Genomic DNA, 26,165 nt, shown 5'->3' with positions numbered 1-26,165 from the left:
CACAGGTTTTGCCCCTTCGGTGGCGTCATTGATTCGCAAGGAGCAAACCTGATGATCACCCTTAATGGCCTGGGCTGGCAGACTGCCGTTCAGCAGTACAACCGCACCGGCGCCGAGCAGCCGTTGGCCGCAGTGCTGCCGATGCGCCTGCCCGTCGCCCCTGCCACCGCCACGCCACAGCAGAACGGCCAGAGCAGCACCTCCGGGCAGAACGCCGAGGATGCACGCAAGGAAGCCTTCGCCAAACTCATGGTGATGCTGCAGAACCCGGACGTCGCCGCGCGCCAGCAGGCCAGCGTCAACGAGCAGGACACCAGCGGTGCCCTGGAGGCGTTCCGCGACTACATGGCCAAATCACCGGAAGAGAAGATCAAGGAGAAGTACCTCGCCGAGCTGGGCCTGAGCGAGGAGGAATACAACGCCTTGCCGCCTGAGCAGAAGGAAAAGATCGACCAGCAGATCGCCCAGCGAATGCAAGAAGACGTAGAGCTCAAGACCCAGGCGAAGATGGCCGGGCGCCAGGACGTGGAGCTGTAAGCGCGCAGCCACCTCCCACAAGGCTAGCGCTGCGCTTGTGGGAGCTGGCCACGCCTGGGATGGGCCGCAACGCGGCCCCCTGTCACCTCACGGCTCCTTCACTCCTATGGTATCGCCGATCAGCGACTGCGCCTTCAGTGCAGGCCGAGGCGCGGTGCGCAAATCAGCCACCTGGCTGGCCGTCACCGACGCTGCCTGGTTACCCCAACTGCTGCGAATGAAGTTGACCACATCGGCTACCTCCTGGTCCGTCATGCGCCAGGCGAAACCCGGCATGGTGAACGTCGATGGCGCAGTTGCCGTGGCCGGCAGGGTATAGCCGTCGAGCACGATGTGGATCAACGAGGTGGCATCAGCGCTCTGCAACACCGGGTTGCCCGCCAACGCCGGGAACACCCGCGCATAGCCCTTGCCATCGGTGCGATGACAGGCAGCGCAGTTGTCCACGTAGAGAGCCGCGCCGGGCTTGGTATCGTCCCCTTTCCACAATGCCTCGGCGACCTGGCGATCTTCCTGGAATGGCTTGTCGTCCGGATTCAACGGTGGCAAGGACTTCAGGTAGCGGGCAATGGCAGTCAGGTCGGCCTCGGTCATGTACTGCATGCTGTGCTCGACCACATCGCTCATGCCACCGAATACCGCGGTACGCTCGTTTCGCCCGGTCTTGAGGAAGGCGACGATTTGCGCCTCGCTCCAACTGCCCAGGCCATCCTTGTGATCCCCTCGCAGGTTCTTGGCGATCCAGCCTTCCAGCGGCGCGCTGCCGGAGAGGTAGGCATCCCCACCGGCAGCATCCAGGGCTTTTTCCTGCATGGTCAAAGCCCGGGGCGTATGGCAGGCGCCGCAGTGGCCAAGGCCTTCGACCAGGTAGGCGCCACGGGCCAGTACCGGGTCACGTCCTGCTGCGTCGAACGGTTTGACCTCAGGTGCGAACAAACCACGCCAGAACGCCAGCGGCCAGCGCATGCTCAGCGGCCAGGGGATATCGCTCTCTTTGTTTGCCTGCTCAACCGGCTGCACGCCGTGCATGAAATAGGCATACAAGGCCTTGATGTCGTCATCGCTGACCCGCGCATAGGACGGATAGGGCATGGCCGGATACAACGTGCTGCCGTTCAGCCCGATGCCCTGGCGCACGGCACGCTCGAAGTCTTCGAGGCTGTAGTCGCCAATGCCGGTCGGATCCGGGGTGATGTTGGTCGAATAGATCGTGCCGATGGGCGTCTGCATGGGCAGCCCACCGGCGAAGGGCTTGCCCCCCTTGGCGGTGTGGCAGGCCACGCAATCCCCAGCCCGGGCGAGGTATTCGCCCTGCTTGATCAACGCCGGGTCGCTCATCTGGGCTGCGTGCAACAGGGTGCTGGCGCCCAGGCTCAGGGCGGCGATCAGAATACGTTTCATGGTCGGCCTCCTATGCCTGCACCAGCGGGCCGGGATTTTTCAGGTACTGCTCGCGAATGGCCCGCGCCGACCAGTACGTCAGCGCCGCTACCAGACCGGTGGGGTTGTAGCCCAGCCCTTGTGGGAAGGCCGAAGCGCCTGGCACGAACACGTTGTGGACATCCCAGCTTTGCAGGTACCGATTGATCGCGCTGGTCTTCGGATCGGTGCCCATGATCGCCCCGCCATTCAAATGAGTGGTCTGGTACACCGTGGCGTCGAAATGCTGACCGAACGCCTTCATCGACGCGGTGATCGCCTTGGGCCCCATGGCCTCGGCGATCTTGCGCATGCGCTCGACCATGAAGCGATTCATCTTCACGTCGTTGTCCTTCCAGTCGAAGGTCATGCGCAACAGCGGCTGGCCGTAGGCGTCCTTGTACACCGGGTCCAGATCCAGGTAGTTGTCGCGATAGGACTGATGCGCACCATGGGCATCCATCGACAGCATATGGCTGTAGCTATCGGCCACTGCGGCTTTCCAGGCGCTGCCCCATTTGGGCGTGCCCGGCGGCACCTTGGTACCGGAGATGGGTTTGGTCCCGGCCTGGTTGACCCAGAACGGCGAGCCGCCCACGAACCCTTCGGGGCCGTGGTCGAAGTTGTCGGCATTGAAATCGTCCACCGCCACGCCATTGCCCCCGGCGCCGATGAACGGGTTGGTGTGGTGGCTGTTCTTGTCGAAGAACGCCGTCACGGTGGAGAGGTTCTGGAAGGCGAAGTTGCGGCCCACGACGCCTTCATTGCTGATCGGATCGTACGGCTTGCCGATGCCCGAGAGCAGCATCAGGCGCACATTGTTGAACTGGAACGCACCGAGGATCACCAGGTCCGCCGGTTGCTCCACTTCACGGCCCTGGGCATCGACGTAGGTCACGCCGGTGGCGAGGTTCTTCTCGGCATTGAGGTTCACCCGCAGCACATGGGCATTGTTGCGCAGCTCGAAGTTCGGCACCTGGCGCAGGGCCGGAAGAATGTTCACATTGGGCGATGCCTTGGAATACATGTAGCAGGCGTAGCCACTGCAGAATCCGCAGAAATTGCACGGCCCCATCTGCGCGCCGTAAGGGTTGGTGTAAGGCCCGGAGGTATTGGCCGAAGGCAGGTTGTAGGGGTGGTAGCCCACTTCCCGGGCAGCCTTCTCGAACAGCTGCGCCGAAACGGTGTTCTTTTGCGCCGGCAGCGGGAAGTCATCGGAGCGGTCCGCAGCGAACGGGTTGCCACCTTTGTCGCGGCCCACCACCTGCCCCTTGATCGTCCAGGCGGTGCCGGAGGTGCCAAAGACTTTTTCGGCGAAATCGAAGTACGACTCGAGCTCTTCGTAGCTGACACCAAAGTCTTGGATGGTCATGCCCTCAGGGATGAAAGCCTTGCCATAACGTTCCTCGTAATGGCTGCGCATGCGCAGTTCCATCGGGTCGACCCGAAAGTGCACGCCTGACCAGTGCAGCCCTGCCCCACCGGTGCCTGTGCCAGGCAGGAAAGCGCCGAACTGGCGGTACGGGACGGCAAGGTCGTTCACGCTGTGGCGCAAGGTCACGGTTTCGCGAGAGATGTCCATGAACAGCTTCTTGCGCGAGTTGTAGGTCAGCTCGTCCATGGTCTGCGGATAGACCCCGTCCGGGTAGGTGTCACGGGCAGGGCCTCGCTCCAGCGCCACCACGTGCAAGCCTGCCTCGGTCAGCTCCTTGGCCATGATCGCGCCGGTCCAGCCGAACCCGACGATGACTGCATCGACTTTCTTCATCACTTGGGCCATCTCAACCTCGCTCGCCACTGATCGATACCGGCGGGAAGGGGTAACGCTCATCGCGCTCCACCCAATCCATGAAATCGGCGCGCGCGCCAGGGAAGCCAATCAGCTTCCAGCCGGCCAGCCCTTGGTTGCCACCGTGCAGTGGGTCACTGAAAAAGCCTTCGCGGGTATTGAGCCAGAGCATGGCGAAGAAGGTCACCGCCGGTACCGAGGCAAGTGCTGCCTGGCCGCTGTCCAACGCTTCCAGGGCTTGCTGCTGTTGGGCCGGGCCCAGCTCGGCGAACGGTTTGCCCCATTGCGCCTGGCACCAGGCATCGGTCTCCTGGATGCCCAGGCGGTAGATCTCCTGTGGGCTGAGCTTGAGCTGGTAGCCCAGTTCGGCCGGGGCATCCGGGCGGAACGGCCCCTGCATGTACCACATGCCGCCGCTGCCATAGCGCGTATTGAGCTGACGGTCGATGAACTCCGGCACGCCGGCTTCGGCGGCGCCCGGGCCGAGTGCGTCGGATGGAATCAGCACGGCCACGGCGGCGCTGATGAAGGCCCACTCCTCGGCAGTGAAAAAGGTCGGCTGATAGGCACGCGCCCTTCCCTGTTCAGGAGCAGCGGCAGGTGAGGGATCGGCAGGCTTGGCGGTTTCAGCGAGCACCACGCTACCCATGCCGGTGCTGGCGAGGGTCGCCACCGGGATGAGCGTCAGGGATTTTCGCAAGAACTCGCGCCGCGCCGGTTGTGCGAAGGCAGGTTCGTCGTTGGACATGGCTCAGGTCTCTTCTTCAATAGGTCAATCAGGTCGTGCAAGGCATACGCTCCGTTGGTCGGGGCTGTTGTTTTGGGTAAAGCATAGACATCGGGGTTGTAGCGACGCCCTCGCAGGCAAGCCTGCGAGGGGGGGAACGCGGGATTACCCTGCCCGGCGCTCCCAGGCCTGGGGGTTGACCAGGTTCGCCGGACGCTCGCCTGCCAATGCCGCGAGCAGGTTGTCCACCGCACAGCGCGCCATGGCTTCACGGGTCTCTTCGGTGGCCGAGCCGATGTGCGGGGTCACCACCAGGTTGTCCAGTTGCAACAGCGGCGAGTTCGCCGGCAACGGCTCCTGCACGAAGACATCCAGCCCGGCACCGCGAATGCGCCGCTCACGCAAGGCCTGCAACACGGCAGGCTCGTCCAGCACGCGACCACGGGAGATGTTCACCAAGATCGCCGAAGGCTTCATCAAGGCCAGCTCAGGGGCACCGATGAGGTTCTCGGTTTGCGCGCTCAGGGGCACGCACAGGCAGACGAAATCCGACTCGGCCAACAAGGCCTGAAGACTGCGATGGCGTGCCCCGTAACGCGCCTCCACCTCGGGGCGCGGCTGGCGGGTGTGATACAGCACCTGCATGCCAAAACCAGCGTTGGCCCTGCGCGCCAAGGCCTCACCGATACGACCCATGCCGACGATACCGAGGGTCTTGCCATGCACGTCGCAACCAAACTGCGCAGGGCCTATCCCGGCGCGCCAATGGCCGTCGCGGATCCAGCCGTCCAGCTCCACGACCCGCCTTGCGCAGGCCAGCAGCAGGGCGAACCCGGTGTCGGCTGTGGTCTCGGTGAGCACGTCGGGGGTGTTGGTCAGCAAGACACCGCGCCGGTCCAGCTCAGCGATGTCGTAGTTGTCCACCCCCACCGAAACGCTGGAGACCACCTCCAGTTCCGGCGCCAGGTCGAGCAGTTCGTCGCCCAGGCGCAGGCTCGCACCCAGCAGGCCGTGGGCGCCTGGCAGTGCCGCGCGCAGGCGGGCCAGACCGTCGGCCGCGGGCGCCTCGACCAGCGTCACTTCGGTGTGGGCCTGCAAACGCTGCATGAGCTGATCGGACAGGCGTTTGTAGAGAACGATGCGTTTCTTCATGGTCGGATCCTATTGACTGGGCGCCAGGCGCGGGCGCTGCACCTGTTGCGAAGGGTTGAGAACGGCGGTCAGGGCCACAGCCACCAGCAGCGCGCCGCACATGAACAGGTAGGAGGCACCTGGGCCACCCGTGGCGCCATTGAGGTAGCCCACCAACCACGAGCCGGAAAACGAGCCCAAGGCCCCCATGCTGTTGATCAGGGCCATGGCACCACCGGCGACATTGCTCGGCAGCAGCTCCGGGACGATGGCGAAGAACGGGCCATAGGGGGCGTACATGCAGGCACCGGCAATCACCAGCAACGTGTAGGACCACCAGAAGTGCTCGGTGCCCAGAACATAGGAGCCATAGAACGCCAAGGCGGCGATCAGCAATGGCGGCCAGACGAAGCGTTTGCGCTTTTGCATCCGGTCCGAGGCCCAGGACACGCCCAGCATGGCCAGCACCGCCCCCAGGTAGGGGACCGCCGACAGCCAGCCAGCGGTAACGATGTCCAGCGCGGCAGCCTGCTTGAGAATCGATGGCAGCCAGAGCACGAAGCCGTAGACCCCAATGCTCCAGCAGAAGTATTGCAACGACAGGATGATCACCTTGGGCGAGCGGAAGGCTTCGCGGTAGTTCTTCACCGGCTTGATGCCCTGCTGCTCTGCGGCCAGAGCCTCGCGCAGCGCTGCCTTGTCTTGCGCGGCCAGCCACTTGGCCTGTTCTGGGCGGTCATCCACCAGGCGCCACCAGATGAAAGCCCAGAGCACGGCAGGCAACCCTTCGATGATGAACATCCAGCGCCAGTCGAAGTGCTTGACCAGGTAGCCGGAAACCACCGACATCCAGAGGATGGTCACCGGGTTGCCGAGGATCAGGAAGGTATTGGCCCGCGAGCGCTCGGCCCGGGTGAACCAGTGGCACAGGTAGATCAGCATGGCCGGCATCACCGCCGCCTCGACCACACCCAACAAAAAGCGGATGCCGATCAACAGGTAGACGTCCTGGACCATGCCCGTGAGCGTCGCCAGCCCACCCCAAAGGATCAGGCTGACGAAAATGAGTTTCTTCACGCTGCGCTTTTCGGCATAGATGGCGCCGGGAACTTGGAAGAAGAAATAACCGAGAAAGAACAGCGCCCCCAGCAGCGAGGACAGGGCCGGGGTGATGTGCAAGTCATCGGCCATGCCTGAGGCCGCCGCGAAACCGTAGTTGGCACGGTCGAGGTAAGCGAGGCTGTAGGTGATGAAGACGATCGGCATGATGTACCACCAACGCCGTGGAGCAATTCGGTCGATCTGCATGGTGTGTCTCCTGAGCTTTTTGTTCTTGTTGCAACAGGTCCCGGCCAGGCCGGCAGGTTCGGTCGTCATGCGCTCGCGCGCATCTCGAAATGGTCCAGCTCAAAGCGTTGCGGCAGCCCTTCCATGTCTCCGCGCGATTGCACAGCCCGGCTGCCACACCAGTTGCCGCGCGTCACGGCGCGACGCAGGTCGTGGCCTTCGAGCAAGGCGCTGATCACGCCGACGGCAAAGGCATCGCCCGCCCCCACCGTATCCACCACCTGGGCCACCGGCTGCGGCGCTACCATGCCCTCGGCGCCCGCGGTATTGCGGTAGTACGCGCCTTGTGCCCCAAGCTTGATTGCCACCTGCTGCACACCACGCTCCAAGTAGAAGCCGGCGATGGCCTCGGGTGACTGCCTGCCGGTCAGCAGACGCCCCTCCTCCAGGCCCGGTAGCACCCAGTCGGCCTTGATCGCCAGGGCATTGATTTCCTGCACCATGGTCTGCAAGTTCGGCCACAGCGACGGGCGTAGGTTCGGGTCGAAGGACACACTCCGCCCACAGGCACGCATGGCATCCAGCAAACTGTGGGAAAGTTCACGGCAAGATGCCGACAAGGCTGGTGGGATACCCGTGGCATGGAGGTGTCGCGCTTTGAGCAGGCTTGGCCGTAGCACAGCGGATGACAGGTGACTGGCCGCAGAGCCACGACGAAAATACTCGACCTGCGGATCTCGCCCGTCGTCGCAGCGGGCCTTGAGTTGAAAACCTGTCGGATGTTCAGGGTCGATTTCGACGTCGTCACAGCTCAGCCCCTCACGGCGCAGGCTGGCGAGCACGAAGGCGCCGAGAGAGTCGGCGCCCACCCGGCTCAGCCAGTTCACTTTCAGACCCAGGCGGGCCAGGCCGATGGCCACATTGCTGTCGGCTCCGGCGATGCGCTTGGCGAATCCCTCGACCTGGGCCAGATCGCCACACTGCTCGGCCACGAACATGGCCATGGTTTCGCCGAAGCAGAGCACGTCCCAGTCAGCCATGGCACACCTCCGCCTCGAGCGCGGCCAACTGCACAACCTGCTCACGCGTGAACGTCAATAGATCGTCACTCACCAGGGGGTACTCGATTGCCCGCGGCACGCCTGGGGCAAAACAGGCCATCAGCTCACGCCAATCGGCCAAATCGCTCGCTTGCGGCGGGATCGCCGCCCTGCGGCCATCGGTGCGGCGCTCGACGGCCTTGCAGTGCACGTAACGCACCCAGGGTCCCAAGGCCCGCGCGGCCTGCAGGGGACACTCGTCCTGCCAGTACCAGTTACCGATATCGAAGGTCATGCCCGGTGCCAGGCCTAGGTTCGCAGCACGCTGGAAGAAGCTCAGCAGCGGCTGCAGACGCCCGCCTTGAACGGTCTGGTCGTTCTCCACGTAGAGGGCTGTCCCCTGCCCCAGCAATGGGCGCAAGGCCTGAAGGTCGCAACTCTCGCGATAGTGGCCGAGGGAGACCTTCAAGGCTACAGCACCAACCTCGTTGGCCAATTGCAACCGTCCCGCCACGTGCGGCTCCAAACTGCCATCCTCGCGCCACAGTTCCAGCGGTGTGGAGAACAGGCTTTCCAGGCCCAGCGCCGCACTGGCACTGGCAAGTTCGGCGGCGTCAGGCCATGCCTCGAACAACTCCTCGCGCCACTCCACGCGACACGCACCGGCCGCAGCCAGCAGAGGCAGGTAAGCGAGCTGACCATGGTGGCGTACGGTATCGGCGCCGAAGCTCGACAGGCTGATGGAAACAGGGTTCGCGTGCATCGTTGTAGTCCTTGTTCTTGTCGAATGAAACCGGTTTCATTTCCAGGTAAAAAACAGCGCGACACGCAGGCCGCGCTGTTTTTCAGTCAATGGGTCGGCTGGAACCTCGAACGATGAGTTCAGCACGAAGGTCCAGGCGCCGGGCGGGCAATCGACTGCCTTGCATACGCTCCAGCAGGCACTGGAACGCGGCCGCGCCGATGCGCTCAGTGGGTTGTGCCAGGGCAGTGATGCCGCCCCCGACCAACGGGTACCAATCCAGATCATCGAGGGAGACCAGGCCCAGATTATGGAACGGATGCTCGGCACGTCGGTGCAGATGCCGCATGACTTCAAGGGTAGCCACACCGTTGCAGCTGAACAGCGCCTGCGGACCATGACCTGCGCCCGCCAAAAATCCTGCCAACTGCTCCGGCAGGCGACTGCTCACTTCCAGGACTTGACCGCGCATGCCGGGCCTGCGTGCGATGGACGCCTGGAACGCAGACACCCGCTCCTGACGCGAACTGGTGCCATCGAGGGGCTCGGTGACCGCCAGGATGTCGCGATAACCTTGCCGCTGCAGGTGCTCCAATGCTTGTTCGACGGCGTCGGTGTTGTCTAGCCCCACCAGGTCGGTCTGCAGCTCGGCCAGTTGTCGGTCCACCAACACCATCGGCAGCTCGCGGCCCAAGCTGGCCAACTCACCCGCATGGTGGCCAAGGGTGTTCACGATCAGACCATCGACGTTGTACGACTGCAGCGCCTGCAAGTGCAGGCACTCCTGTTCGTCATCGCAGTCGGTGTTGCACACCACCAAGCTGTAGCCATGCTGGCGGCAAGCCAGCTCGACGCCATGCATCACCGCCACGGAATAAGGGTTTCGGATATCGGCCAGCAGCATGCCGATCAGGCCGGTACGGCCTCGCTTGAGCGCGCTGGCCATACGATTGGGGCGATAACCGAGCCGTTCGATCACCGCCTCGATACGTTGGGCAGTGGCATCGGCGAGCAATTGCCGGTCGCCGCCGATGTAGCGCGAAACCGTAGCCTTGGAAACGCCGGCAGCCTGGGCTACCTCGCTGATGGTGACCCGCCCGCGGGCAGGCGCATGCATCTTGTTCACCCTATGACCTTCTTGTCTGTACTTATGGGCAGGGTTATGAAAACGGTTTCAATAAATCAGGGATACGGAATTCCGTCAATCGAAAATCCCAAGGGGGACTGATTGCTTGATGATCGGTGATGGGGGACGAAAAGGTAATGCAGCATTACCGAAAGATGGCGTCCCCGGCAGGAATCGAACCTGCATCAAGGCCTTAGGAGGGCCCCGTTCTATCCATTAAACTACGAGGACGGATAGCTGGACTCCCACATGGGGAGCTCCATTCAAGATGCTTCGCAGCAGCCAGACTGGTGTGCGAAGGCGGCGAGCATCTTAACCAGCGTTCAACCGTTTGTCATGCCTGAATCGGCTTTTTAGCCGTAGCCCTTTTCAGCAAAGCAAGACTGCTCAGGCCCGCAGGAACGGCACCTCCAAGCGGGTCATGCCTAGACAGCCGGCTGCGCGATCACGCCCTCCTCGACCAGCAAGCGCAGCAAGGCCTTGACGGTATCGGCCAGGGAAGTCGAGTTGTCCAGCACATGCACGTCAGGGTCATCTCCGGCCTGCAACAGGGCACTGCGCGCCAGGCGCTGCTCGACCTGCTCCACTGACTCCCGCCCCCTGGTCAACAGCCGCTCACGAAGCACCTGGGGCGCCACTTCCAGGCGAATGGCCAGCAGGTTTGGATACCGCCGGCGCGCTTCTGGCAAATAACCACGAGACCCATTGACCAAGACATGGCGACCACTGGACAGCCATTCATTCACCTGCACCGGAATCCCATACTGCAGGCCGTTGGCCTGCCAGTGCATGGCAAATTCCCCGTCCTCGCACATCTGCTCGAACACCTCGGGGCTGACGCTAAGGGCAGCCTCCCCCCTGGACTCGGCCGATCGGGTAATGACGCGTCTGGCGACTTCGACGCCGTTTTCGAGTAAATGCACGCGCGCAGCATCAATAAGGGAATCTTTTCCCGATCCAGACGGTCCTATCAGAAATATCAGGCGACCTCCCAGCCGGGACGTCCCGCTTGCGTCATGTCGCATAGCCACTATGCTCAAATGAGGGAACCTGCATATTTTAAGGATTTTCTATAGCCATTGCTGATTTTTGACAGATTTTGGCGGCAATAAACTGACAGCCTCACGGGTCGAAAAAAGCAAAACTTTTCAAACCAGTACTCATTTCTGATAATTGGTACTGGCAAAAAGCCTTTATTCGGATCACTATTTGTCACAGAATTGACGCCAATGAAACGGCGGCCATAGGGCAAGATGAGCACCCAGATTTGAGAACACGGTTGAACATTTTGTCACCGCCACGGTCGTAGCCACCACCGTGCGGCCAATTTGAGAACCGCTTCCCCTGAACCAGAAAAACCGGTCAATGTATATGCGCCCAATGAAACAGGCTATCTATTCAAGCCGCACCGCTGACAAGTTCGTCGTCCGCCTGCCAGACGGAATGCGTGAGCGCATTGCCGAGGTAGCGCGCAACCACCACCGCAGCATGAACTCCGAGATCATCGCACGCCTGGAACAAAGCCTTATCCAGGAAGGTGCGCTGGGCGACGAGCTGAGCATGCGCCTGGACAGTCCCGAGCTGAGTCTGCATGAGCGCGAGCTGCTGCAGCGCTTCCGCCAACTCTCCCACCGCCAGCAGAACGCGCTGGTCGCCCTCATCGCTCACGATGTGGAAATGGCTGCAGACGCTTCCTGAGTTTTGCACCACCCATAAAAAAGCCAGCTCAATGCTGGCTTTTTTTATTGCAGATCTGGTCCGGATGCTCAGAGCAGGAACAAGGTGGCCAACCCTAAAAAGATGAAGAAACCACCACTGTCGGTCACGGCAGTGATCATGACACTCGACCCCATCGCTGGGTCGCGCCCCAGACGGGTCAGGGTCATCGGAATGAGTACTCCCATCAACGCAGCCAGCAACAGGTTCAGCGTCATCGCGCCGGTCATCACCAGCCCCAGCGACCAACTGCCATAAAGCCAGAAGGCCACTGCACCTATCACCCCACCCCAGATCAGGCCATTGAGCAGCGAAACCGCCAGCTCCTTGCGCATCAGACGACCGGTATTACCCGGCGAGACTTGGTCCAGTGCCATGGCACGTACGATCATGGTGATCGTCTGGTTACCAGAGTTGCCACCAATACCCGCAACGATCGGCATCAAGGCGGCCAGGGCGACCAGCTTCTCGATGGAGCCTTCGAACAGGCCAATGACCCGCGAAGCCACGAAGGCGGTGATCAGGTTAATGGCCAGCCATGCCCAGCGGTTACGCAGCGAACGCCAGACCGAAGCGAAGATGTCTTCTTCTTCGCGCAGACCCGCCATGTTGAGCACTTCGCTCTCACTCTCCTCGCGGATGAGGTCGACCATTTCATCGATGGTCAGACGACCGATCAAACGGTCACTTTTGTCCACGACTGGCGCGGAAATCAAATCGTATCGTTCGAAGGCCTGGGCGGCATCATAGGCATCTTCCTCGGGATGGAAGGTCACCGGGTCATTGGCCATGACCTCCGCGACTTTCTTTTCCGGGTCGTTGACCAGCAGACGCTTGATCGGCAGCACGCCTTTGAGGATGCCGTCGTAGTCGACCACGAACAGTTTGTCGGTATGGCCAGGCAGCTCCTTGAGCCGGCGCAAGTAACGCAACACCACTTCCAGGCTGACGTCTTCGCGGATGGTCACCATCTCGAAGTCCATCAGCGCACCGACCTGCTCCTCGTCGTAGCTCAGGGCCGAGCGTACGCGCTCACGCTGCTGCGCATCGAGGCTTTCCATTAGCTCATGGACAACATCTCGCGGCAATTCCGGCGCCAAGTCGGCCAGTTCGTCCGCATCCATCTCCTTGGCGGCCGCGAGCAACTCGTGATCGTCCATGTCGGCGATCAAGGTCTGGCGTACGGCGTCGGAGACTTCGAGCAAGATGTCGCCGTCACGCTCGGAGCGCACCAACTGCCATACCGTCAGACGGTCTTCCAGCGGAAGAGCTTCAAGAATATAGGCGATGTCGGCGGGGTGCAGGTCGTCGAGCTTGCGCTGCAGCTCGACCAGGTTCTGACGGTGGACAAGGTTTTCCACCAGATCGTGGTGGTGACCTTCCTGACGGTGCGTCAGGTCCTCGACCACCCGCTGGCGCTGCAACAGTTCGATCACCTGGGCCAGGCGATCCTGCAGGCTCTCTTGGGCTTTCTTTACTTCTACTTCGGTCATAGGCGAACTCCACTCCCAGCAGCGGAGCACGCCGGGAGAATCAATCGGTCAGATCTAGCTTGGTAAATCGTGTTATCGAGTAACTACTGGGTAAGTCCATGGTGGTATTCCACTAGCCCCGGCGGGGCTGACGGGCGCAATCATACACTGCATCAGCTGTCAGATCGCTTAAAATTTTGGCCAGAACAATCGTTTGCGCGATAAAGCTACGACAACGCTCGAAACCAACAGTGCGACGGCGGCAAAAAAGAAAAAAGCACATACGACAGAATGTGTCAGACCTGTGCAACACCTGTTCTTGAGGGCATCGCACCTGGAATGAGCTTAGTTCGACATTGCTGACAATTCAGCGACACGGAAAAACAAAAAGCCCGCTCTAATCGAGCGGGCTTCTTGGTGTGTGGCGGACTCAGGAGGATTCGAACCTCCGACCGCTCGGTTCGTAGCCGAGTACTCTATCCAGCTGAGCTATGAGTCCGTAGGGTGGTATTTTTAGACCAGATTACCACTGGTTGCTGAAGCTGCCTTGACTGGCAAAACCGCCTCAAAAGTGGCGGACTCAGGAGGATTCGAACCTCCGACCGCTCGGTTCGTAGCCGAGTACTCTATCCAGCTGAGCTATGAGTCCGTAGGTGGTATTTTTTAGACCAGGTTACCACTGGTGAATGAACTGCTTTGACTTAACAAAACCGCCCATTAAAATGGCGGACTCAGGAGGATTCGAACCTCCGACCGCTCGGTTCGTAGCCGAGTACTCTATCCAGCTGAGCTATGAGTCCGTGTCTTGCCGTGCATTATAGTTCGCTGAATCGCTTTGCCAAGCACTTTTTCGTTTAATTTCAACGACTTAAGTGATCTGCCAATTACAGCGCCCTACACGAAAAATGGCGGTGAAGGGGGGATTCGAACCCCCGATACCCTTATGAGGTATACTCCCTTAGCAGGGGAGCGCCTTCGGCCACTCGGCCACCTCACCGCAACACGGGGCGTATAATAACCAGACCCTTCCCCGTTTGCAAACCCTTTTTTGAAAAAAAATCGATAAAAATTAAAGGGTTGGTTCTTCGTCCTTCTCTTTCTTGATCCGCAGGTAGATTTCTTCGCGGTGAACGGCCACTTCTTTAGGGGCGCTCACACCAATGCGCACCTGGTTGCCTTTCACACCCAGGACCGTCACGGTGATCTCACCGTCTCCAATGATCAGGCTCTCGGCGCACCGACGAGTCAGAATCAACATAACTTTCTCCTCACGCAATTCAATCAGGGACAACAGTCTGTAATGGGCAGGGCCTAGGCCGGGAAAGCAGCAGGCCCAGGTGAGCCATCGCGCGAGGCAGGACAGGTACCTGCGCAACAGCCAGAAACGCGAAGGGCGCGGCAAGCCGCGCCCCTCCAGGCAGCGTCTTACTCGCCCTGTCGGGCAGGAGCGTCAAGTTCGAACGCGGTGTGCAGCGCGCGAACAGCCAGCTCCAGATACTTCTCTTCGATGACGACCGAGACTTTGATCTCGGAGGTGGAGATCATCTGGATGTTGATGCTCTCCTTGGCCAGGGCTTCGAACATGCGGCTGGCGACACCCGCGTGGGAGCGCATGCCGACGCCGACGATGGAAACCTTGGCGATGTTGGTGTCGCCGATCACTTCACGGGCGCCGATTTCACGGGCGGTGTTCTCCAGCACGCTATGCGCCTTCTCGTACTCGTTGCGGTGCACGGTGAAGGTGAAGTCGGTGGTGTTATCGTGCGAGACGTTCTGCACGATCATGTCGACTTCGATGTTCGCCGCGCTGATCGGACCGAGGATCTTGAAGGCAACGCCGGGGGTATCCGGCACGCCGCGAATGGTCAGCTTGGCTTCATCACGGTTGAAGGCGATACCGGAAATGATCGGCTGTTCCATGGATTCCTCTTCATCAATGGTAATGAGGGTACCCGGACCCTCCTTGAAGCTGTGCAGCACGCGCAGCGGAACGTTGTACTTGCCTGCGAACTCGACCGAGCGGATCTGCAGCACCTTGGAGCCGAGGCTGGCCATTTCCAGCATCTCCTCGAAGGTGATCTTCTCCAGGCGCTGTGCCTGTGGCACCACGCGCGGGTCGGTGGTGTAGACACCATCGACATCGGTGTAGATCTGGCACTCATCAGCCTTGAGCGCTGCCGCCAGGGCCACGCCGGTGGTGTCGGAGCCGCCACGACCGAGGGTAGTGATGTTGCCGTGCTCATCGACCCCCTGGAAACCTGCCACCACGACTACGCGACCGGCCTTGAGGTCGGCGCGAATCTTCTGGTCGTCGATCTGCAGGATGCGCGCCTTGTTGTGCGCACTATCGGTGAGGATTCGCACCTGGTTGCCGGTGTAGGACACTGCCGGCACGCCACGCTTGATCAGGGCCATGGTCAACAGGGCAATAGTCACCTGTTCGCCAGTCGATACGATCACATCCAGCTCACGCGGGACGGGATGATCGGTAATCTGCTTGGCCAGGTCGATCAGGCGATTGGTTTCTCCGCTCATGGCCGAAAGCACTACCACCAGGTCGGTGCCTTGGTCGCGGAATTTCTTGACCTTGTCGGCAACCTGCTCGATCCGCTCGATGGAACCGACAGAGGTGCCGCCAAATTTCTGTACGATCAACGCCATTTCAAAGCTGCCTCAGCCCACGATGGGCACCCAATAAACAATCCATCACGCCAAGGCCCACTACTAGACAGTGGGCCTCGGTCATCTCAAAGCCCCTGCTCGGCGAACGGCACGGCCAGGGCCAGGGCATCGTCCAGCGCAGCGACGTCGACGCCACCACCCTGGGCCATGTCCGGACGGCCACCGCCCTTGCCACCGACTTTCGCAGCGGCCTGTTTCATCAGGTCACCAGCCTTGAGTTGGCTGGAGAGGTCCTTGGTCACGCCGGCCACCAGCACGACCTTGCCCTCATGCTCGCTGCCCAGCAGGATCACTGCGTGGCCGAGCTTGTTCTTCAGCTGATCGACCAGGGCCAACAGAGCCTTGCCGTCCTGCCCATCCAGGCGAGCGGCGAGAACCTTGGCGCCCTTGACCTCAACGGCCGCATTGGAGAGATCGTCCCCGGCGGCGCTGGCGGCCTTGGCCTGCAGCTGCTCGAGCTGCTTTTCCAGCTGACGGTTGCGCTCGAGCACAGCCGACAGCTTGTCGATCAGGTTGTCACGATTGCCCTTGACCAGCTGCGCGGCTTCCTTGACCTGCTCTTCGGCAGCGTTCAGGTAGGCCAGCGCGGCGGCGCCGGTGATCGCTTCGATACGGCGTACGCCAGAGGCCACGCCGCCCTCGCTGATGATCTTGAACAGGCTGATATCACCGGTACGCTTGGCATGGATACCGCCGCACAGCTCCACCGAGAAGTCGCCACCCATGGTCAGCACGCGCACGGTATCGCCGTACTTCTCGCCGAACAGGGCCATGGCGCCCTTGCGCTTGGCGGTTTCGATGTCGGTGATCTCGGTTTCCACCGCAGTATTCTTGCGCACTTCGCGGTTGACGATGTCTTCCAGCGCCTTGATCTGTTCAGGCTTCACCGCCTCGAAGTGGCTGAAGTCGAAACGCAGGCGCTGGCTGTCGACCAACGAACCCTTCTGCTGGACATGCTCGCCCAGTACTTGGCGCAGCGCTTCGTGCAGCAGGTGAGTGGCGGAGTGGTTCAGCGAGGTGGCGTGCTGCACGTCGGCATCGACCTGCGCCGCGACCTCGGCACCCACGCTCAGCGCGCCACTGGCGACAACGCCGTGGTGCAGGAAGGCGCCACCGGTCTTGGTGGTGTCACGCACATCGAAACGCATGTCGCCGGCCTGCAGGTAACCGGTGTCACCTACCTGGCCACCGGACTCGGCGTAGAACGGGGTGCGATCCAGGATCACGACGCCCTGCTCGCCTTCGCCCAGTCGCTCGACGGACTGACCATCCTTGTACAGGGCAACGACCTTGCCCTTGCCTTCGGTGGTGCTGTAGCCGAGGAAGTCAGTGGCTACATCGACCTTCACCAGGCTGTTGTAGTCCATGCCGAAGGCGCTGGCGGAGCGGGCACGCTCGCGCTGGGCCTCCATCTCGCGCTCGAAGCCGGCTTCGTCGATGGTCAGTTCGCGCTCACGGGCGATGTCGGCAGTGAGGTCCATGGGGAAACCGTAGGTGTCGTACAGTTTGAACACCACGTCACCTGGCACTACGTCACCCTTGAGCTGGGCCAAGTCCTGTTCGAGGATGCGCAGGCCTTGTTCCAGGGTCTTGGCGAACTGCTCTTCCTCGGTCTTGAGAACGCGCTCGATGTGCGCCTGCTGGGCTTTGAGCTCAGGGAAGGCGTCGCCCATTTCGGCCACCAAGGCCGCGACGATCTGGTAGAAGAAGCTGCCCTTGGCGCCGAGCTTGTTACCGTGACGGCATGCACGACGGATGATGCGGCGCAACACATAGCCGCGGCCCTCGTTGGAGGGCAGTACACCATCGGCGATCAGGAAGCCGCAGGAACGGATGTGGTCGGCGACAACTTTCAGCGAAGGTTGATCGTCGTTGCTGCAACCGATGGCCTTGGCCGCGGCGGCCAGCAGACTGCGGAACAGGTCGATCTCATAGTTCGAGTGCACGTGCTGCATGACCGCACTGATGCGCTCCAGGCCCATCCCAGTGTCCACCGACGGGGCCGGCAGCGGGTGCAGGACGCCATCGGCGGTGCGGTTGAACTGCATGAAGACGTTGTTCCAGATCTCGATGTAGCGGTCGCCGTCCTCTTCTGGCGAACCGGGTGGGCCGCCCCAGATGTCCGGGCCGTGATCGTAGAAGATCTCGGTGCATGGACCGCATGGGCCGGTGTCGCCCATGGTCCAGAAGTTGTCGGAAGCGTACGGCGCCCCCTTGTTGTCACCGATGCGCACCATGCGCTCGGCCGGTACGCCGACTTCCTTGGTCCAGATGTCGTAGGCTTCGTCGTCGCTGGCGTAGACGGTGACCCAGAGCTTTTCCTTCGGCAGGTTCAGCCACTTATCGGAGGTCAGGAAGGTCCAGGCGAAGGTAATGGCATCGCGCTTGAAGTAGTCGCCGAAGCTGAAGTTGCCCAGCATTTCGAAGAACGTGTGGTGACGAGCGGTATAACCGACGTTTTCCAGGTCGTTGTGCTTGCCGCCGGCGCGTACGCACTTCTGGCTGCTCACGGCACGGGTGTAGGCGCGCTTCTCCGCACCCAGGAAGCAGTCCTTGAACTGGTTCATGCCTGCGTTGGTGAACAGCAGGGTCGGGTCGTTGTTCGGGATCAGCGAACTGGAGGCGACTCGGGTATGTCCCTGCTCTTCGAAGAAGCGAAGGAAGGCTTCACGGATTTCGGCGCTTTTCATAGGTTCTTCCACGGAAACGGCGGCCCTAAGGGGCAAACACGTCGACGAAACGACGGCAAAGGGCCGCATTATATCGGTCCTGCAAGCAAGGTGCAGTGTGTTTATGCGATAGAAAGCGTCGTTTCGACGGCTTTTAAGGCGCTTGCAAATTAAAAAGACATGGCCGGATGCTAAATGCAGCCTTTCGCCACTGGCAAGCCCATTACCGCCCAAGGGAATGGAAAATGGAACAGACGGTGAATGAAAAGGTTTTTATCAGAGATTGGCGGCCAGAATCGGACTGCCCCCCCATTAGCACAGGGGCCACCTTTTCGGCCCTACATGTATAGCGACGCGTCCGCCCTCTACCGACTTAGCCTGCCCTCCCCATTCAAAGGAGGTCACGCTGATGACAACCCAAGCAGCAAACGCACAGATCATCGATGGCAACGGCAAAGTTCAGGAAGTCGCTATCGGCGAGATGGACGAGGCCATCGCCTACGACAATCCGACCGAGTCACAGCTCACCGCAGCACGGGTCTATTTCAACTACGAGCTGTTTGATCTCTACAAGGCAAGCAATGTCCATGTTCAGCGCAGGCTCATCGAAGCGATCGACGCCGGGACTGTGGCCGGCACATTCGACGAAATCCTGGTCTGGCTCACCACCACCGACGTGACACTGCGCCAGGAAGGCGCCTTCACCCTGCAAGCCGATGGCCAGCCTTTGACCATCCAACAAGCCTCGCCGAAGCAGCGCATTCATCTGCTGTTCATGGGCACGGAAGCCCCGGCGCATCTCACCGAGGGCATCACCCTTCCTCTGCGCGTGGACGGCAACGCAGGCGCGCAGGCGCAATTCGAGGTCACGGCGATCGACCATCTGTATCTCTACGGCACACCGCAGTTCCAGGAAAGGGTATTCGAGCAGTTGGCCTTGCTGCCAGGCTATCCGCAGCTCAGCCGGCTATTGGATACGGCGCGCAAGCAGTACGCCACGGTGCCTGACATCGTATTGATGCAATGCCATGCAGGCCCGCCCCAACAGGGCCCCGGCTTCGACCTGCACAGGGCGATGCCGGACAAGTACGCCCATCTGTTGAGCGGAAACTACACAGTCGTGCTCTATGATCCCTACGATGCAGAAGGCCTCGACGGGCTCACCACGCTCCTGCGGATGCTGCAACACGCATACGACACCCTGGCGTCCGGCATGTTATTCCCAGCCCCAACGCAGGGCGACTGACCACCTCAAGGCCGGCTGAGACCGGCGCCGGACACAATGAAAACCCCTGCCCTGAGGCCGCTTTTGGCCTTGGGGCAAGGTTCAGGATCTGGGTATGAGCTTGGCCAAAGAAAGGCGCGGACGCGCCAGGCCTGGAAGTACGAGAGTCTGCGAACGCGTCAGCCAAGCTCACCGGCCAACGCAGGCACGATCAAGATGCCAGCGCGCAGCCCATTCCTGACCTTGGGGTTGGGGAAAATGATGCGCGCGCCCTCCTCCTCGACGACCCAGCGCATTTCAGCCAGGTCTTCAGCCAGCAGGTAGCCCTTGCTGAGCTCAGAGAAGTTTTCGATGTCAGCGGGCAGGTGCAGGTGGAAGTTATCGCTGTGCTTGATGATCTCGCGGGCGACGCTGAACAGCTGCAATCCATCGAGGCTCTCTTCGCCCTCAGGCTCGTTGCCCTCGATGATCTGCAACAGGCGAGCCTGCAAGCGGTCCAGGTTGACTTGCTGGTTATGACCAAACGGCCGCGCCTTGCCCAGCTCCAGCGTGAAAGCCTCGGCTTCCAGTTGCTCGTAGGTGAAAGCACTGAAGGTGATCGATGACTTGTTCTGCAGCAACACCGCTTCCATCCCCGCGGCGTTCAGGCGAGCCAGCTCACGACGGGAATGGCGACGCCCTTCCTTGTACGGATACAGCGCGAACTGCTCGATCTTCGAACCCCGGATCGCCGTGTGCAGGTCGTAATGCAGGCGGGTACGCCCCGGCAGGCTGAAGAACACCCGGGCGAACTGCTCCAGCTCTGCCGCGCGCAAGGCCTCGGGGCCACTGGAGAGTTCATGCCGACCGTTGAACAGGCGGTTGATGTCTTGCTCGACGTAACGCTCGCCCTTGCGGATCGCCTCGGGATTGCCGAACAGGAACAATACACGCGCCCGTGGCTTGATCTCGCCACGGGCCACACCGTGGAGGAGCTCGTCGAGCAGTTCAATGGGTGCGGTTTCATTGCCGTGGATGCCGGCCGACAGCAGCAGGTCCAGGCCATTGTCCTTGCCTTCGGGCGGACGTACCTCAAGGGCGCCCTCCCCCAGCCAGCGCAAGCGCACGCCCTCGACCGTCACTTGCGTTTTCTCGGCCGGTTCATGATCGGCCAGGGTCAGGTCAAGCAGTTTTCCGAGGGCGAGCATAGGGCGTTTCCTTAGTGATGGTGACCGCAATCCGGGCCATGCACGTGATCGTCGTCACCGACTTCAGCCGGCTCCATTTCCAGTTGCAGGCTGACCAGGTTGGTCGCCATGGGGCGCAGCAGCAGGTTGGCGTATTCGGTATCGCCTTCCTCCACGTCGACGCCGATCAGCAGCTGGCCGCGGCCATCCTGCTGGATCCAGACTTCCTTGCCCTGCCAGACCACAGCAAAGCGAGTGCAGGAGGTTTCCAGCTGGGTACCATCGTTGTCTTCAAGGATCAGCCGCAGGGCATCGGACATTACAAGTTCTCTCTCAAGGTTGGCGTTGGAACGGATAGACCGAACCCAGTTTCAGGATTTGGGTCAGCTCATCCAGTGCCGTACGGCATTCGTCCAGCAGTTGCGGGTCGGCCAGGTCCGCTTCGCTCAGGCGATCGCGGTAGTGCTTGTCGACCCACTGGACCAAGGTATCGTACAGCGGCGCGGTCATGATAACGCCTGGATTGACCGCTGCCAGTTCGTTGTCCTTCAAAGCGACCCGCAGACGCAGGCAAGCCGGGCCACCGCCGTTCTGCATGCTCTGCTTGAGGTCGAACACCTGGACTTCCTTCACCGGGCCACCCTGGCTGGTCAACTGCCCCAGGTAGGACCATACCCGCTCGTTGTTACGGCACTCCTCCGGCACCACCAACAACATGGAGCCATCATTCCGGCTGAGCAGCTGGCTATTGAACAGGTAGGAGCGCACCGCGTCCTCCACCGTCACCTCGGCCCGCGGCACACGGATCGCCTGGAAGTTGCCGCCCTTGCTGGCCAGTTTAGCCTGCAACTGGCCAAGCACCGTATCGGTCTCGAGGAAGGCATCCTCGTGATAGAACAGCACTTCGCCATTGCCTACCGAAATCACGTCGTTGTGGAACACACCCTGATCGATCACCGCCGGGTTCTGTTGAGCGTAGACCACACCGTCATCGGCGAGCCCGTGCAGCCGTGCCACAGCCTGGGACGCTTCCAGGGTCTGGCGCGCCGGGTACTTCTGCGGCGCCGGGTACCGGCTGTCGAAGGCGCTGCGCCCGTAGACGAAGAACTCAACGCCTGGCTCGCCATAGGTACGGCAGAAGCGCGTGTGGTTGGCCGCACCTTCGTCACCGAATTGGGCGACTGCCGGCAGGGCCTGGTGGTGGGCGAAGTGCTTTTCGTCCGCGAACATGGCGCCCAGCACACGGCTGGTGGTGGGATGCTCGATACTGCGGTGGTACTTGCAGTTCAGGTTGGCAGCGGTGAAATGCACGCGGCCATCGGCGGTGTCGGCGCTGGGGCTGACGGTCGCGGCGTTGGCCACCCACATGCTCGAGGCCGAGCAGCTTGCCACCAGCAGAGGCATGGCCTCTTTCGCCGCGCGGCGGATCACCTCGGCGTCGCTGCCGCTGAAGCCCAGGCGACGCAAGGCTGCAACGTCCGGACGCTCCTGCGGGGCCAGCACGCCTTGCTTGAAGCCCATGTCGGCCAGAGCCTTCATCTTCGCCAAGCCTTGGCGCGCCGCTTCACGCGGGTTGGACTGCTGCTGGCTGTTGCTCTGCGAAGCCACGTTGCCGTAGGACAGACCACCATAGTTGTGGGTAGGCCCCACCAGGCCATCAAAATTCACTTCGTAGGATTTCATCGGCTAGGCTCCGAGACCTGTTGTTATAGGGTGACGCCCGGCGTCAGGGTCGCCGGCAGAGTGAGGCTCGCGGTCTCCAGCGAAGCCACTGGGTAGGCGCAATAATCAGCCGCGTAATAGGCGCTGGCGCGGTGGTTGCCGCTGGCCCCGACGCCACCGAACGGCGCGCTGCTGGCGGCGCCGGTCAGTTGTTTGTTCCAGTTGACGATGCCGGCGCGACTGCGCAGCCAGAAGTACTGGTAGCGCGCCCGGGAGTCCGACAGCAGCCCTGCGGCCAGGCCGTACTGGGTGTTGTTGGCCTCGTCGATCGCGGCATCGAAGTCGCTGTAGCGGATCACTTGCAGCAGGGGGCCGAAAAATTCTTCGTCCGGGCGGCCAGCCACAGCAGTGACGTCGATGATGCCGGGGGTCAGCAGGGCAGCGCCGGCTTGTGGCTGGGTCATCTCCAGCAGCGCCACGGCGCCTTTACCCAGCAACTCGGCCTGGGCATCCAGCAGTGCGCGGGCAGCCTGCAGCGAAATCACCGACCCCATGAACGGCGCCGGTTGCTGGTCGAACGCGCCGACACTGATGGCACGGCTGACTTCGACCAGACGCGCCAGCAGCGCGTCACCCCAGGCGCCTTGAGGCACCAGCAGGCGGCGAGCGCAGGTGCAGCGCTGGCCGGCGGAAATGAAGGCAGACTGGATGATGGTATAGACGGCAGCGTCCAGGTCCTGGACCTCGTCCACCACCAACGGGTTGTTGCCGCCCATCTCCAGGGCGAGGATCTTGTCCGGACGACCAGCGAACTGCTGGTGCAACAGGTTGCCGGTACGGCTGGAGCCGGTGAAGAACAGACCATCGATACCGGGATTGGCGGCCAGCGCGACACCGGTCTCACGGGCGCCTTGCACCAGGTTGAGCACGCCTGCCGGCAGCCCCGCCTCGATCCAACACTTGACGGTCAGCTCGGCCACCTTGGGGGTCAGCTCACTGGGTTTGAACACCACGCAATTGCCCGCCAGCAAGGCCGGGACGATGTGGCCGTTGGGCAGGTGCCCAGGGAAGTTGTAAGGGCCGAACACCGCCACCACGCCGTGGGGTTTATGTCGCAGCACGGCAGTGGCGTCGGCCAGGGGCCCACTCTTCTCGCCCGTACGCTCACGGTAGCTCTGCACCGAGATGGCCACTTTGTTGACCATGCTGGTGACTTCGGTGGCCGATTCCCACAGAGGCTTGCCGGTTTCCTCGCCGATGCAGCGGGCCAGGGCGTCACCATTGGCCTTGAGCTTTTCGGCAAAGGTTTCCAGCACACCGATGCGCGCATCCAGGCTCAACTGCGCCCAGGCTGGAAAGGCCTGGCGTGCGGCCTGCACGGCTGCCTGCACCTGCGCCTCGTCGGCCCCCTGCCCCTCCCAGACTACGGCCTGGGTCACCGGGTTGAGCGATTGCAGGGCCTGGCCCTGCCCGGCCTGCCATTGGCCGGCGATGTAATGGGTCGTCATTTAATTGGCCTCCCGGCTAGCGGACAGCGTCACGGCGCGCACACTGTCGCCGGCCCCCAGGCGCAGGCGCTTGGCGGTCTGTGGATCGACTACCAAAGTGCCAGCCGCCAGGCGTGCCGGCGCCGCGGTGATGCGGCAGTCCTCGCGCTTGCGGTTATGAATCAGATAAGGGGTCGCATCGTCGCCTGGCGTCCCGACCGCCAGCACCAGGGTCTGGCTTTCGCGCACGGCACGGATCTTCGAGGTTTCGCATTCGATGGCCGGGCCGGCGTCGAAGATGTCGACATAGCCCTGGTAACTGAAGCCTTCGCGCTTGAGCATGGCCAGCGCAGGCTCGGTGTCGGGGTGCACACGACCGATGATGTTGCGCGCAGCCTCCGACAGGAAGCAGGTATACAGCGGGAACTTGGGCATCAGTTCTGCGATGAAGGACTTGTTGCCTACACCGGTAAGGTAGTCGGCCTGGCTGAACTCCATCTTGAAGAAGTGCCGTCCCAGGCTCTCCCAGAATGGCGAACGACCGTTCTCGTCGGACATGCCACGCATTTCGGCGATGATCTTGTTGCCGAACAGCTCTGGGAATTCGGCGATGAACAGCATGCGCGCCTTGGACAACAGGCGGCCATTGAGGCCGCTGCGGTAGTCGCCCCGCAGGAACAGGGAGCACAGCTCGGAGTTGCCCGTCAGGTCGTTGGCCAGGAACAGGGTCGGGATCTCGCGATAGATCTTCAGTTCCTGGGAGGCGCTGACGGTCAGGCCGACGCGGTAGTTGTACCAAGGCTCGCGCAGTCCCACGGCGCCGGCGATGGCGCAGATGCCGACCACCAGGCCTTCGTCGTTCTCCAGCACGAACAGGTAGTCGGTATCAGCGCGCTCGGCCTCGCCACGGAAGCTCTTCTCGGCCCAGCCGACACGGTGTCCGAGGCGACCTTCGTTGGCCGGCAAGGTGGTCAGGCCGGTGCCGGTGCTGCGTGCCAATTCGATCAGCGCGGGTAAGTCGCTGCTGCGTACGGGACGAACGATCATGCTATCTCCTTGTGCGGCGGCTCGTGCCTACCGCGAATCTCTCTGAACCGGCGCCCCGACACGGGCGGGCCGGGCGCAGGCTTAGACGGCGACCAGGCGGACACTGCCGCCCTCACCGACCCCCAGGGCATCAGCGGCTTCGTGGCTGAGGCTGACCGGTTTACCCGGCACCCAGTCCAGCTCCAGCAGCACGGCGCGGTAATCCTGCAACTGGCCGTTGCAGACCAGATAGGCGCGCCCGCCCTTGATCGGGCTATCGTCGAGTTTTACCGGCACCACCCGGCTCTGGGCGATCGAGCGGATGCCCGAGGTGCGCGCGTGCAACGTCGGGCCACCGTCGAAGATGTCGATGTAGTGCTCGGTCTCGAAGCCTTCGCGCATGAGGATGTCGAAGGTGATCTGCGCTCGCGGATGGACCTGGCCCATGGCCTCCTGAGCCTCATCGGCCAGCAGCGGCACGTAGATCGGGTAGTGCGGCATCAGTTCGGCGAGGAAGGTGCGGCTCTTCAGGCCACACAGGCGCTCGGCGTCGGCGTAGTTGAGGTCGAAGAAGTTGCGACCGATGGCGTCCCAGAACGGCGACTCCCCCTGCTCGTCGCTGTAGCCGACGATCTCGGTGACCACCGAATCGGCAAAGCGCTCCGGATGCGAAGCCATGAACAGCAGACGACCGCGGGAGTTGAGTTCGGCGAAGGCGCCGTTCACCAACTCCGGCAGCACGTAGAAGCTGGTCAGCAGGCTGTTGCCGGTCAGGTCGTGGCACAACGACAGGACGTGGATCTTGTTGTGGATCTTCAGCTCGCGCGAGGCGTGCACGAAGGTCTCGTTACGAAAACTGTAGAACGGCTCGGAGTAGCCCGCCGAGGCGACGATCGCCGAGCAACCGACGAGCTTGCCGGTTTCGTTGTCCTCAAGGACGAAGAAGTAGCTTTCTTCGCCGTTGAAGCTCACTTCGGCGGCAAACGACGTTTCCGAGGCGGCGATCTTGTCGCCCAGGCGACCGGCGTCGTCGGGCAGCGAGGTGACACCAATGGGGCTGTCGGCAGCCATGCGCTGCACTTCGTTCAGATCCGCCATTTGCGCGGGGCGCATCACCAGCATGGTGTCACTCCTTTGGGAAAACAGGCCGACGCATCGGCACGGAAAAACAACGGGCGCGCTACTTCGTTGGAAAGCGGGCGCCCGCGCAGAAATTCGGGTATCGCCAGCCCCGACCGCAGTCAGGGCCGGCGAAGGTGACC

At 62.0% G+C, this 26,165-nt stretch carries 22 protein-coding genes and 5 tRNA genes; 3 read left to right on the top strand and 24 right to left on the bottom strand.

Going from position 1 to position 26,165, the window contains the following annotated elements; translation table 11 throughout:
* The first annotated feature begins 51 nt into the window (after window positions 1-51).
* Window positions 52-537, top strand: a complete 486-nt coding sequence (locus J5X93_RS07125; RefSeq protein ID WP_232092049.1) for a hypothetical protein — start codon at window positions 52-54, stop codon at window positions 535-537.
* Window positions 538-624: 87 nt separating this feature from the next.
* Here J5X93_RS07125 and J5X93_RS07120 read toward each other — a convergent pair whose 3' ends face one another.
* The 10 genes from J5X93_RS07120 to phnN form a co-directional block, all read right to left on the bottom strand.
* Entirely contained in the window at window positions 625-1,938 is a 1,314-nt protein-coding gene (locus J5X93_RS07120; protein WP_250034601.1) for a cytochrome c, read from the bottom strand.
* Between the two features lie 10 nt (window positions 1,939-1,948).
* A complete protein-coding gene (locus J5X93_RS07115) occupies window positions 1,949-3,736 on the bottom strand; it encodes a GMC family oxidoreductase (RefSeq protein ID WP_250034600.1) in 1,788 nt (595 codons plus the stop codon).
* Between the two features lies 1 nt (window position 3,737).
* Window positions 3,738-4,493, bottom strand: a complete 756-nt coding sequence (locus J5X93_RS07110) for a gluconate 2-dehydrogenase subunit 3 family protein (RefSeq protein WP_182941524.1) — start codon at window positions 4,491-4,493, stop codon at window positions 3,738-3,740.
* A 144-nt stretch (window positions 4,494-4,637) separates the two neighbouring features.
* Entirely contained in the window at window positions 4,638-5,624 is a 987-nt protein-coding gene (locus J5X93_RS07105) for a 2-hydroxyacid dehydrogenase (protein WP_043210968.1), read from the bottom strand.
* 9 nt (window positions 5,625-5,633) lie between these two features.
* Complete coding sequence (locus tag J5X93_RS07100; protein ID WP_043210970.1) at window positions 5,634-6,911, bottom strand: MFS transporter; 1,278 nt, start codon at window positions 6,909-6,911, stop codon at window positions 5,634-5,636.
* A 65-nt stretch (window positions 6,912-6,976) separates the two neighbouring features.
* Window positions 6,977-7,930 carry a sugar kinase gene (locus J5X93_RS07095; RefSeq protein ID WP_090345415.1) on the bottom strand — a complete coding sequence of 318 codons (954 nt, stop codon included), beginning with the start codon at window positions 7,928-7,930 and terminating at the stop codon, window positions 6,977-6,979.
* Window positions 7,923-8,693: an IolE/MocC family protein gene (locus tag J5X93_RS07090; protein WP_043210974.1), complete on the bottom strand. Its 771-nt coding sequence runs from the start codon at window positions 8,691-8,693 to the stop codon at window positions 7,923-7,925. The genes J5X93_RS07095 and J5X93_RS07090 overlap by 8 nt, the downstream gene beginning before the upstream one ends.
* 82 nt (window positions 8,694-8,775) lie before the next feature.
* A complete protein-coding gene (locus J5X93_RS07085; protein ID WP_250034878.1) occupies window positions 8,776-9,789 on the bottom strand; it encodes a LacI family DNA-binding transcriptional regulator in 1,014 nt (337 codons plus the stop codon).
* Window positions 9,790-9,954: 165 nt separating this feature from the next.
* Window positions 9,955-10,029, bottom strand: a tRNA-Arg gene (locus J5X93_RS07080).
* A gap of 194 nt (window positions 10,030-10,223) precedes the next feature.
* A complete protein-coding gene (phnN, locus tag J5X93_RS07075) occupies window positions 10,224-10,823 on the bottom strand; it encodes a phosphonate metabolism protein/1,5-bisphosphokinase (PRPP-forming) PhnN (protein ID WP_043210976.1) in 600 nt (199 codons plus the stop codon).
* 346 nt (window positions 10,824-11,169) lie between these two features.
* Here phnN and J5X93_RS07070 point away from each other — a divergent pair, with 346 nt between their 5' ends.
* Window positions 11,170-11,496: an Arc family DNA-binding protein gene (locus tag J5X93_RS07070; protein ID WP_003254499.1), complete on the top strand. Its 327-nt coding sequence runs from the start codon at window positions 11,170-11,172 to the stop codon at window positions 11,494-11,496.
* 68 nt (window positions 11,497-11,564) lie between these two features.
* Here the strand turns inward: J5X93_RS07070 and mgtE are convergent, their stop codons facing one another.
* The 8 genes from mgtE to alaS form a co-directional block, all read right to left on the bottom strand.
* Window positions 11,565-13,007 (bottom strand): magnesium transporter, encoded by a 1,443-nt coding sequence (gene mgtE, locus J5X93_RS07065; protein WP_043210979.1) that lies wholly within the window; start codon window positions 13,005-13,007, stop codon window positions 11,565-11,567.
* 401 nt (window positions 13,008-13,408) lie between these two features.
* Window positions 13,409-13,485: transfer RNA gene (locus J5X93_RS07060), tRNA-Arg, on the bottom strand.
* A gap of 73 nt (window positions 13,486-13,558) precedes the next feature.
* A tRNA-Arg gene (locus J5X93_RS07055) sits at window positions 13,559-13,635 on the bottom strand.
* Window positions 13,636-13,709: 74 nt separating this feature from the next.
* Window positions 13,710-13,786 (bottom strand) — tRNA-Arg (locus J5X93_RS07050).
* A gap of 106 nt (window positions 13,787-13,892) precedes the next feature.
* Window positions 13,893-13,983, bottom strand: a tRNA-Ser gene (locus tag J5X93_RS07045).
* A gap of 72 nt (window positions 13,984-14,055) precedes the next feature.
* Window positions 14,056-14,244 carry a carbon storage regulator CsrA gene (gene csrA / locus J5X93_RS07040; RefSeq protein ID WP_043209419.1) on the bottom strand — a complete coding sequence of 63 codons (189 nt, stop codon included), beginning with the start codon at window positions 14,242-14,244 and terminating at the stop codon, window positions 14,056-14,058.
* A gap of 167 nt (window positions 14,245-14,411) precedes the next feature.
* Window positions 14,412-15,647 carry an aspartate kinase gene (locus J5X93_RS07035; RefSeq protein WP_043209416.1) on the bottom strand — a complete coding sequence of 412 codons (1,236 nt, stop codon included), beginning with the start codon at window positions 15,645-15,647 and terminating at the stop codon, window positions 14,412-14,414.
* A gap of 86 nt (window positions 15,648-15,733) precedes the next feature.
* Window positions 15,734-18,358, bottom strand: coding sequence for an alanine--tRNA ligase (alaS, locus tag J5X93_RS07030; protein ID WP_043209414.1), 2,625 nt, complete (start codon window positions 18,356-18,358; stop codon window positions 15,734-15,736).
* A 388-nt stretch (window positions 18,359-18,746) separates the two neighbouring features.
* Here alaS and J5X93_RS07025 point away from each other — a divergent pair, with 388 nt between their 5' ends.
* On the top strand, window positions 18,747-19,583 hold the full coding sequence (locus tag J5X93_RS07025; RefSeq protein ID WP_250034598.1) for a hypothetical protein: 837 nt from the start codon (window positions 18,747-18,749) through the stop codon (window positions 19,581-19,583).
* Window positions 19,584-19,741: 158 nt separating this feature from the next.
* Here the strand turns inward: J5X93_RS07025 and astE are convergent, their stop codons facing one another.
* From astE to aruF, 6 genes are all read right to left on the bottom strand, one after another.
* Entirely contained in the window at window positions 19,742-20,749 is a 1,008-nt protein-coding gene (gene astE, locus J5X93_RS07020) for a succinylglutamate desuccinylase (RefSeq protein ID WP_043209412.1), read from the bottom strand.
* Window positions 20,750-20,760: 11 nt separating this feature from the next.
* Window positions 20,761-21,048, bottom strand: coding sequence for a hypothetical protein (locus tag J5X93_RS07015; RefSeq protein WP_043209409.1), 288 nt, complete (start codon window positions 21,046-21,048; stop codon window positions 20,761-20,763).
* A 13-nt stretch (window positions 21,049-21,061) separates the two neighbouring features.
* Window positions 21,062-22,411: an N-succinylarginine dihydrolase gene (gene astB / locus J5X93_RS07010; RefSeq protein WP_250034596.1), complete on the bottom strand. Its 1,350-nt coding sequence runs from the start codon at window positions 22,409-22,411 to the stop codon at window positions 21,062-21,064.
* Window positions 22,412-22,434: 23 nt separating this feature from the next.
* Window positions 22,435-23,898, bottom strand: coding sequence for a succinylglutamate-semialdehyde dehydrogenase (astD, locus tag J5X93_RS07005; protein ID WP_182941532.1), 1,464 nt, complete (start codon window positions 23,896-23,898; stop codon window positions 22,435-22,437).
* On the bottom strand, window positions 23,899-24,924 hold the full coding sequence (gene astA, locus J5X93_RS07000; protein WP_043209403.1) for an arginine N-succinyltransferase: 1,026 nt from the start codon (window positions 24,922-24,924) through the stop codon (window positions 23,899-23,901). It abuts the gene before it with no gap.
* Window positions 24,925-25,005: 81 nt separating this feature from the next.
* A complete protein-coding gene (gene aruF, locus J5X93_RS06995; protein ID WP_250034594.1) occupies window positions 25,006-26,025 on the bottom strand; it encodes an arginine/ornithine succinyltransferase subunit alpha in 1,020 nt (339 codons plus the stop codon).
* Window positions 26,026-26,165 lie beyond the last annotated feature (140 nt).

The sequence above is a fragment of the Pseudomonas sp. BYT-1 genome, from assembly GCF_023611805.1.
GTDB classification, from domain to species: domain Bacteria; phylum Pseudomonadota; class Gammaproteobacteria; order Pseudomonadales; family Pseudomonadaceae; genus Aquipseudomonas; species Aquipseudomonas guariconensis.
This window is presented reverse-complemented; position numbering and strand designations above follow the sequence as displayed.

What these genes read in the sequence shown, in the direction of transcription:
- J5X93_RS07125 (WP_232092049.1), top strand. Translation starts at nt 52, where the DNA reads ATGATCACCCTTAATGGCCTGGGCTGGCAGACTGCCGTTCAGCAGTAC.
- J5X93_RS07120 (WP_250034601.1), bottom strand. Translation starts at nt 1,938, where the DNA reads ATGAAACGTATTCTGATCGCCGCCCTGAGCCTGGGCGCCAGCACCCTG.
- J5X93_RS07115 (WP_250034600.1), bottom strand. Translation starts at nt 3,736, where the DNA reads ATGGCCCAAGTGATGAAGAAAGTCGATGCAGTCATCGTCGGGTTCGGC.
- J5X93_RS07110 (WP_182941524.1), bottom strand. Translation starts at nt 4,493, where the DNA reads ATGTCCAACGACGAACCTGCCTTCGCACAACCGGCGCGGCGCGAGTTC.
- J5X93_RS07105 (WP_043210968.1), bottom strand. Translation starts at nt 5,624, where the DNA reads ATGAAGAAACGCATCGTTCTCTACAAACGCCTGTCCGATCAGCTCATG.
- J5X93_RS07100 (WP_043210970.1), bottom strand. Translation starts at nt 6,911, where the DNA reads ATGCAGATCGACCGAATTGCTCCACGGCGTTGGTGGTACATCATGCCG.
- J5X93_RS07095 (WP_090345415.1), bottom strand. Translation starts at nt 7,930, where the DNA reads ATGGCTGACTGGGACGTGCTCTGCTTCGGCGAAACCATGGCCATGTTC.
- J5X93_RS07090 (WP_043210974.1), bottom strand. Translation starts at nt 8,693, where the DNA reads ATGCACGCGAACCCTGTTTCCATCAGCCTGTCGAGCTTCGGCGCCGAT.
- J5X93_RS07085 (WP_250034878.1), bottom strand. Translation starts at nt 9,789, where the DNA reads ATGCATGCGCCTGCCCGCGGGCGGGTCACCATCAGCGAGGTAGCCCAG.
- phnN (WP_043210976.1), bottom strand. Translation starts at nt 10,823, where the DNA reads ATGCGACATGACGCAAGCGGGACGTCCCGGCTGGGAGGTCGCCTGATA.
- J5X93_RS07070 (WP_003254499.1), top strand. Translation starts at nt 11,170, where the DNA reads ATGCGCCCAATGAAACAGGCTATCTATTCAAGCCGCACCGCTGACAAG.
- mgtE (WP_043210979.1), bottom strand. Translation starts at nt 13,007, where the DNA reads ATGACCGAAGTAGAAGTAAAGAAAGCCCAAGAGAGCCTGCAGGATCGC.
- csrA (WP_043209419.1), bottom strand. Translation starts at nt 14,244, where the DNA reads ATGTTGATTCTGACTCGTCGGTGCGCCGAGAGCCTGATCATTGGAGAC.
- J5X93_RS07035 (WP_043209416.1), bottom strand. Translation starts at nt 15,647, where the DNA reads ATGGCGTTGATCGTACAGAAATTTGGCGGCACCTCTGTCGGTTCCATC.
- alaS (WP_043209414.1), bottom strand. Translation starts at nt 18,358, where the DNA reads ATGAAAAGCGCCGAAATCCGTGAAGCCTTCCTTCGCTTCTTCGAAGAG.
- J5X93_RS07025 (WP_250034598.1), top strand. Translation starts at nt 18,747, where the DNA reads ATGACAACCCAAGCAGCAAACGCACAGATCATCGATGGCAACGGCAAA.
- astE (WP_043209412.1), bottom strand. Translation starts at nt 20,749, where the DNA reads ATGCTCGCCCTCGGAAAACTGCTTGACCTGACCCTGGCCGATCATGAA.
- J5X93_RS07015 (WP_043209409.1), bottom strand. Translation starts at nt 21,048, where the DNA reads ATGTCCGATGCCCTGCGGCTGATCCTTGAAGACAACGATGGTACCCAG.
- astB (WP_250034596.1), bottom strand. Translation starts at nt 22,411, where the DNA reads ATGAAATCCTACGAAGTGAATTTTGATGGCCTGGTGGGGCCTACCCAC.
- astD (WP_182941532.1), bottom strand. Translation starts at nt 23,898, where the DNA reads ATGACGACCCATTACATCGCCGGCCAATGGCAGGCCGGGCAGGGCCAG.
- astA (WP_043209403.1), bottom strand. Translation starts at nt 24,924, where the DNA reads ATGATCGTTCGTCCCGTACGCAGCAGCGACTTACCCGCGCTGATCGAA.
- aruF (WP_250034594.1), bottom strand. Translation starts at nt 26,025, where the DNA reads ATGCTGGTGATGCGCCCCGCGCAAATGGCGGATCTGAACGAAGTGCAG.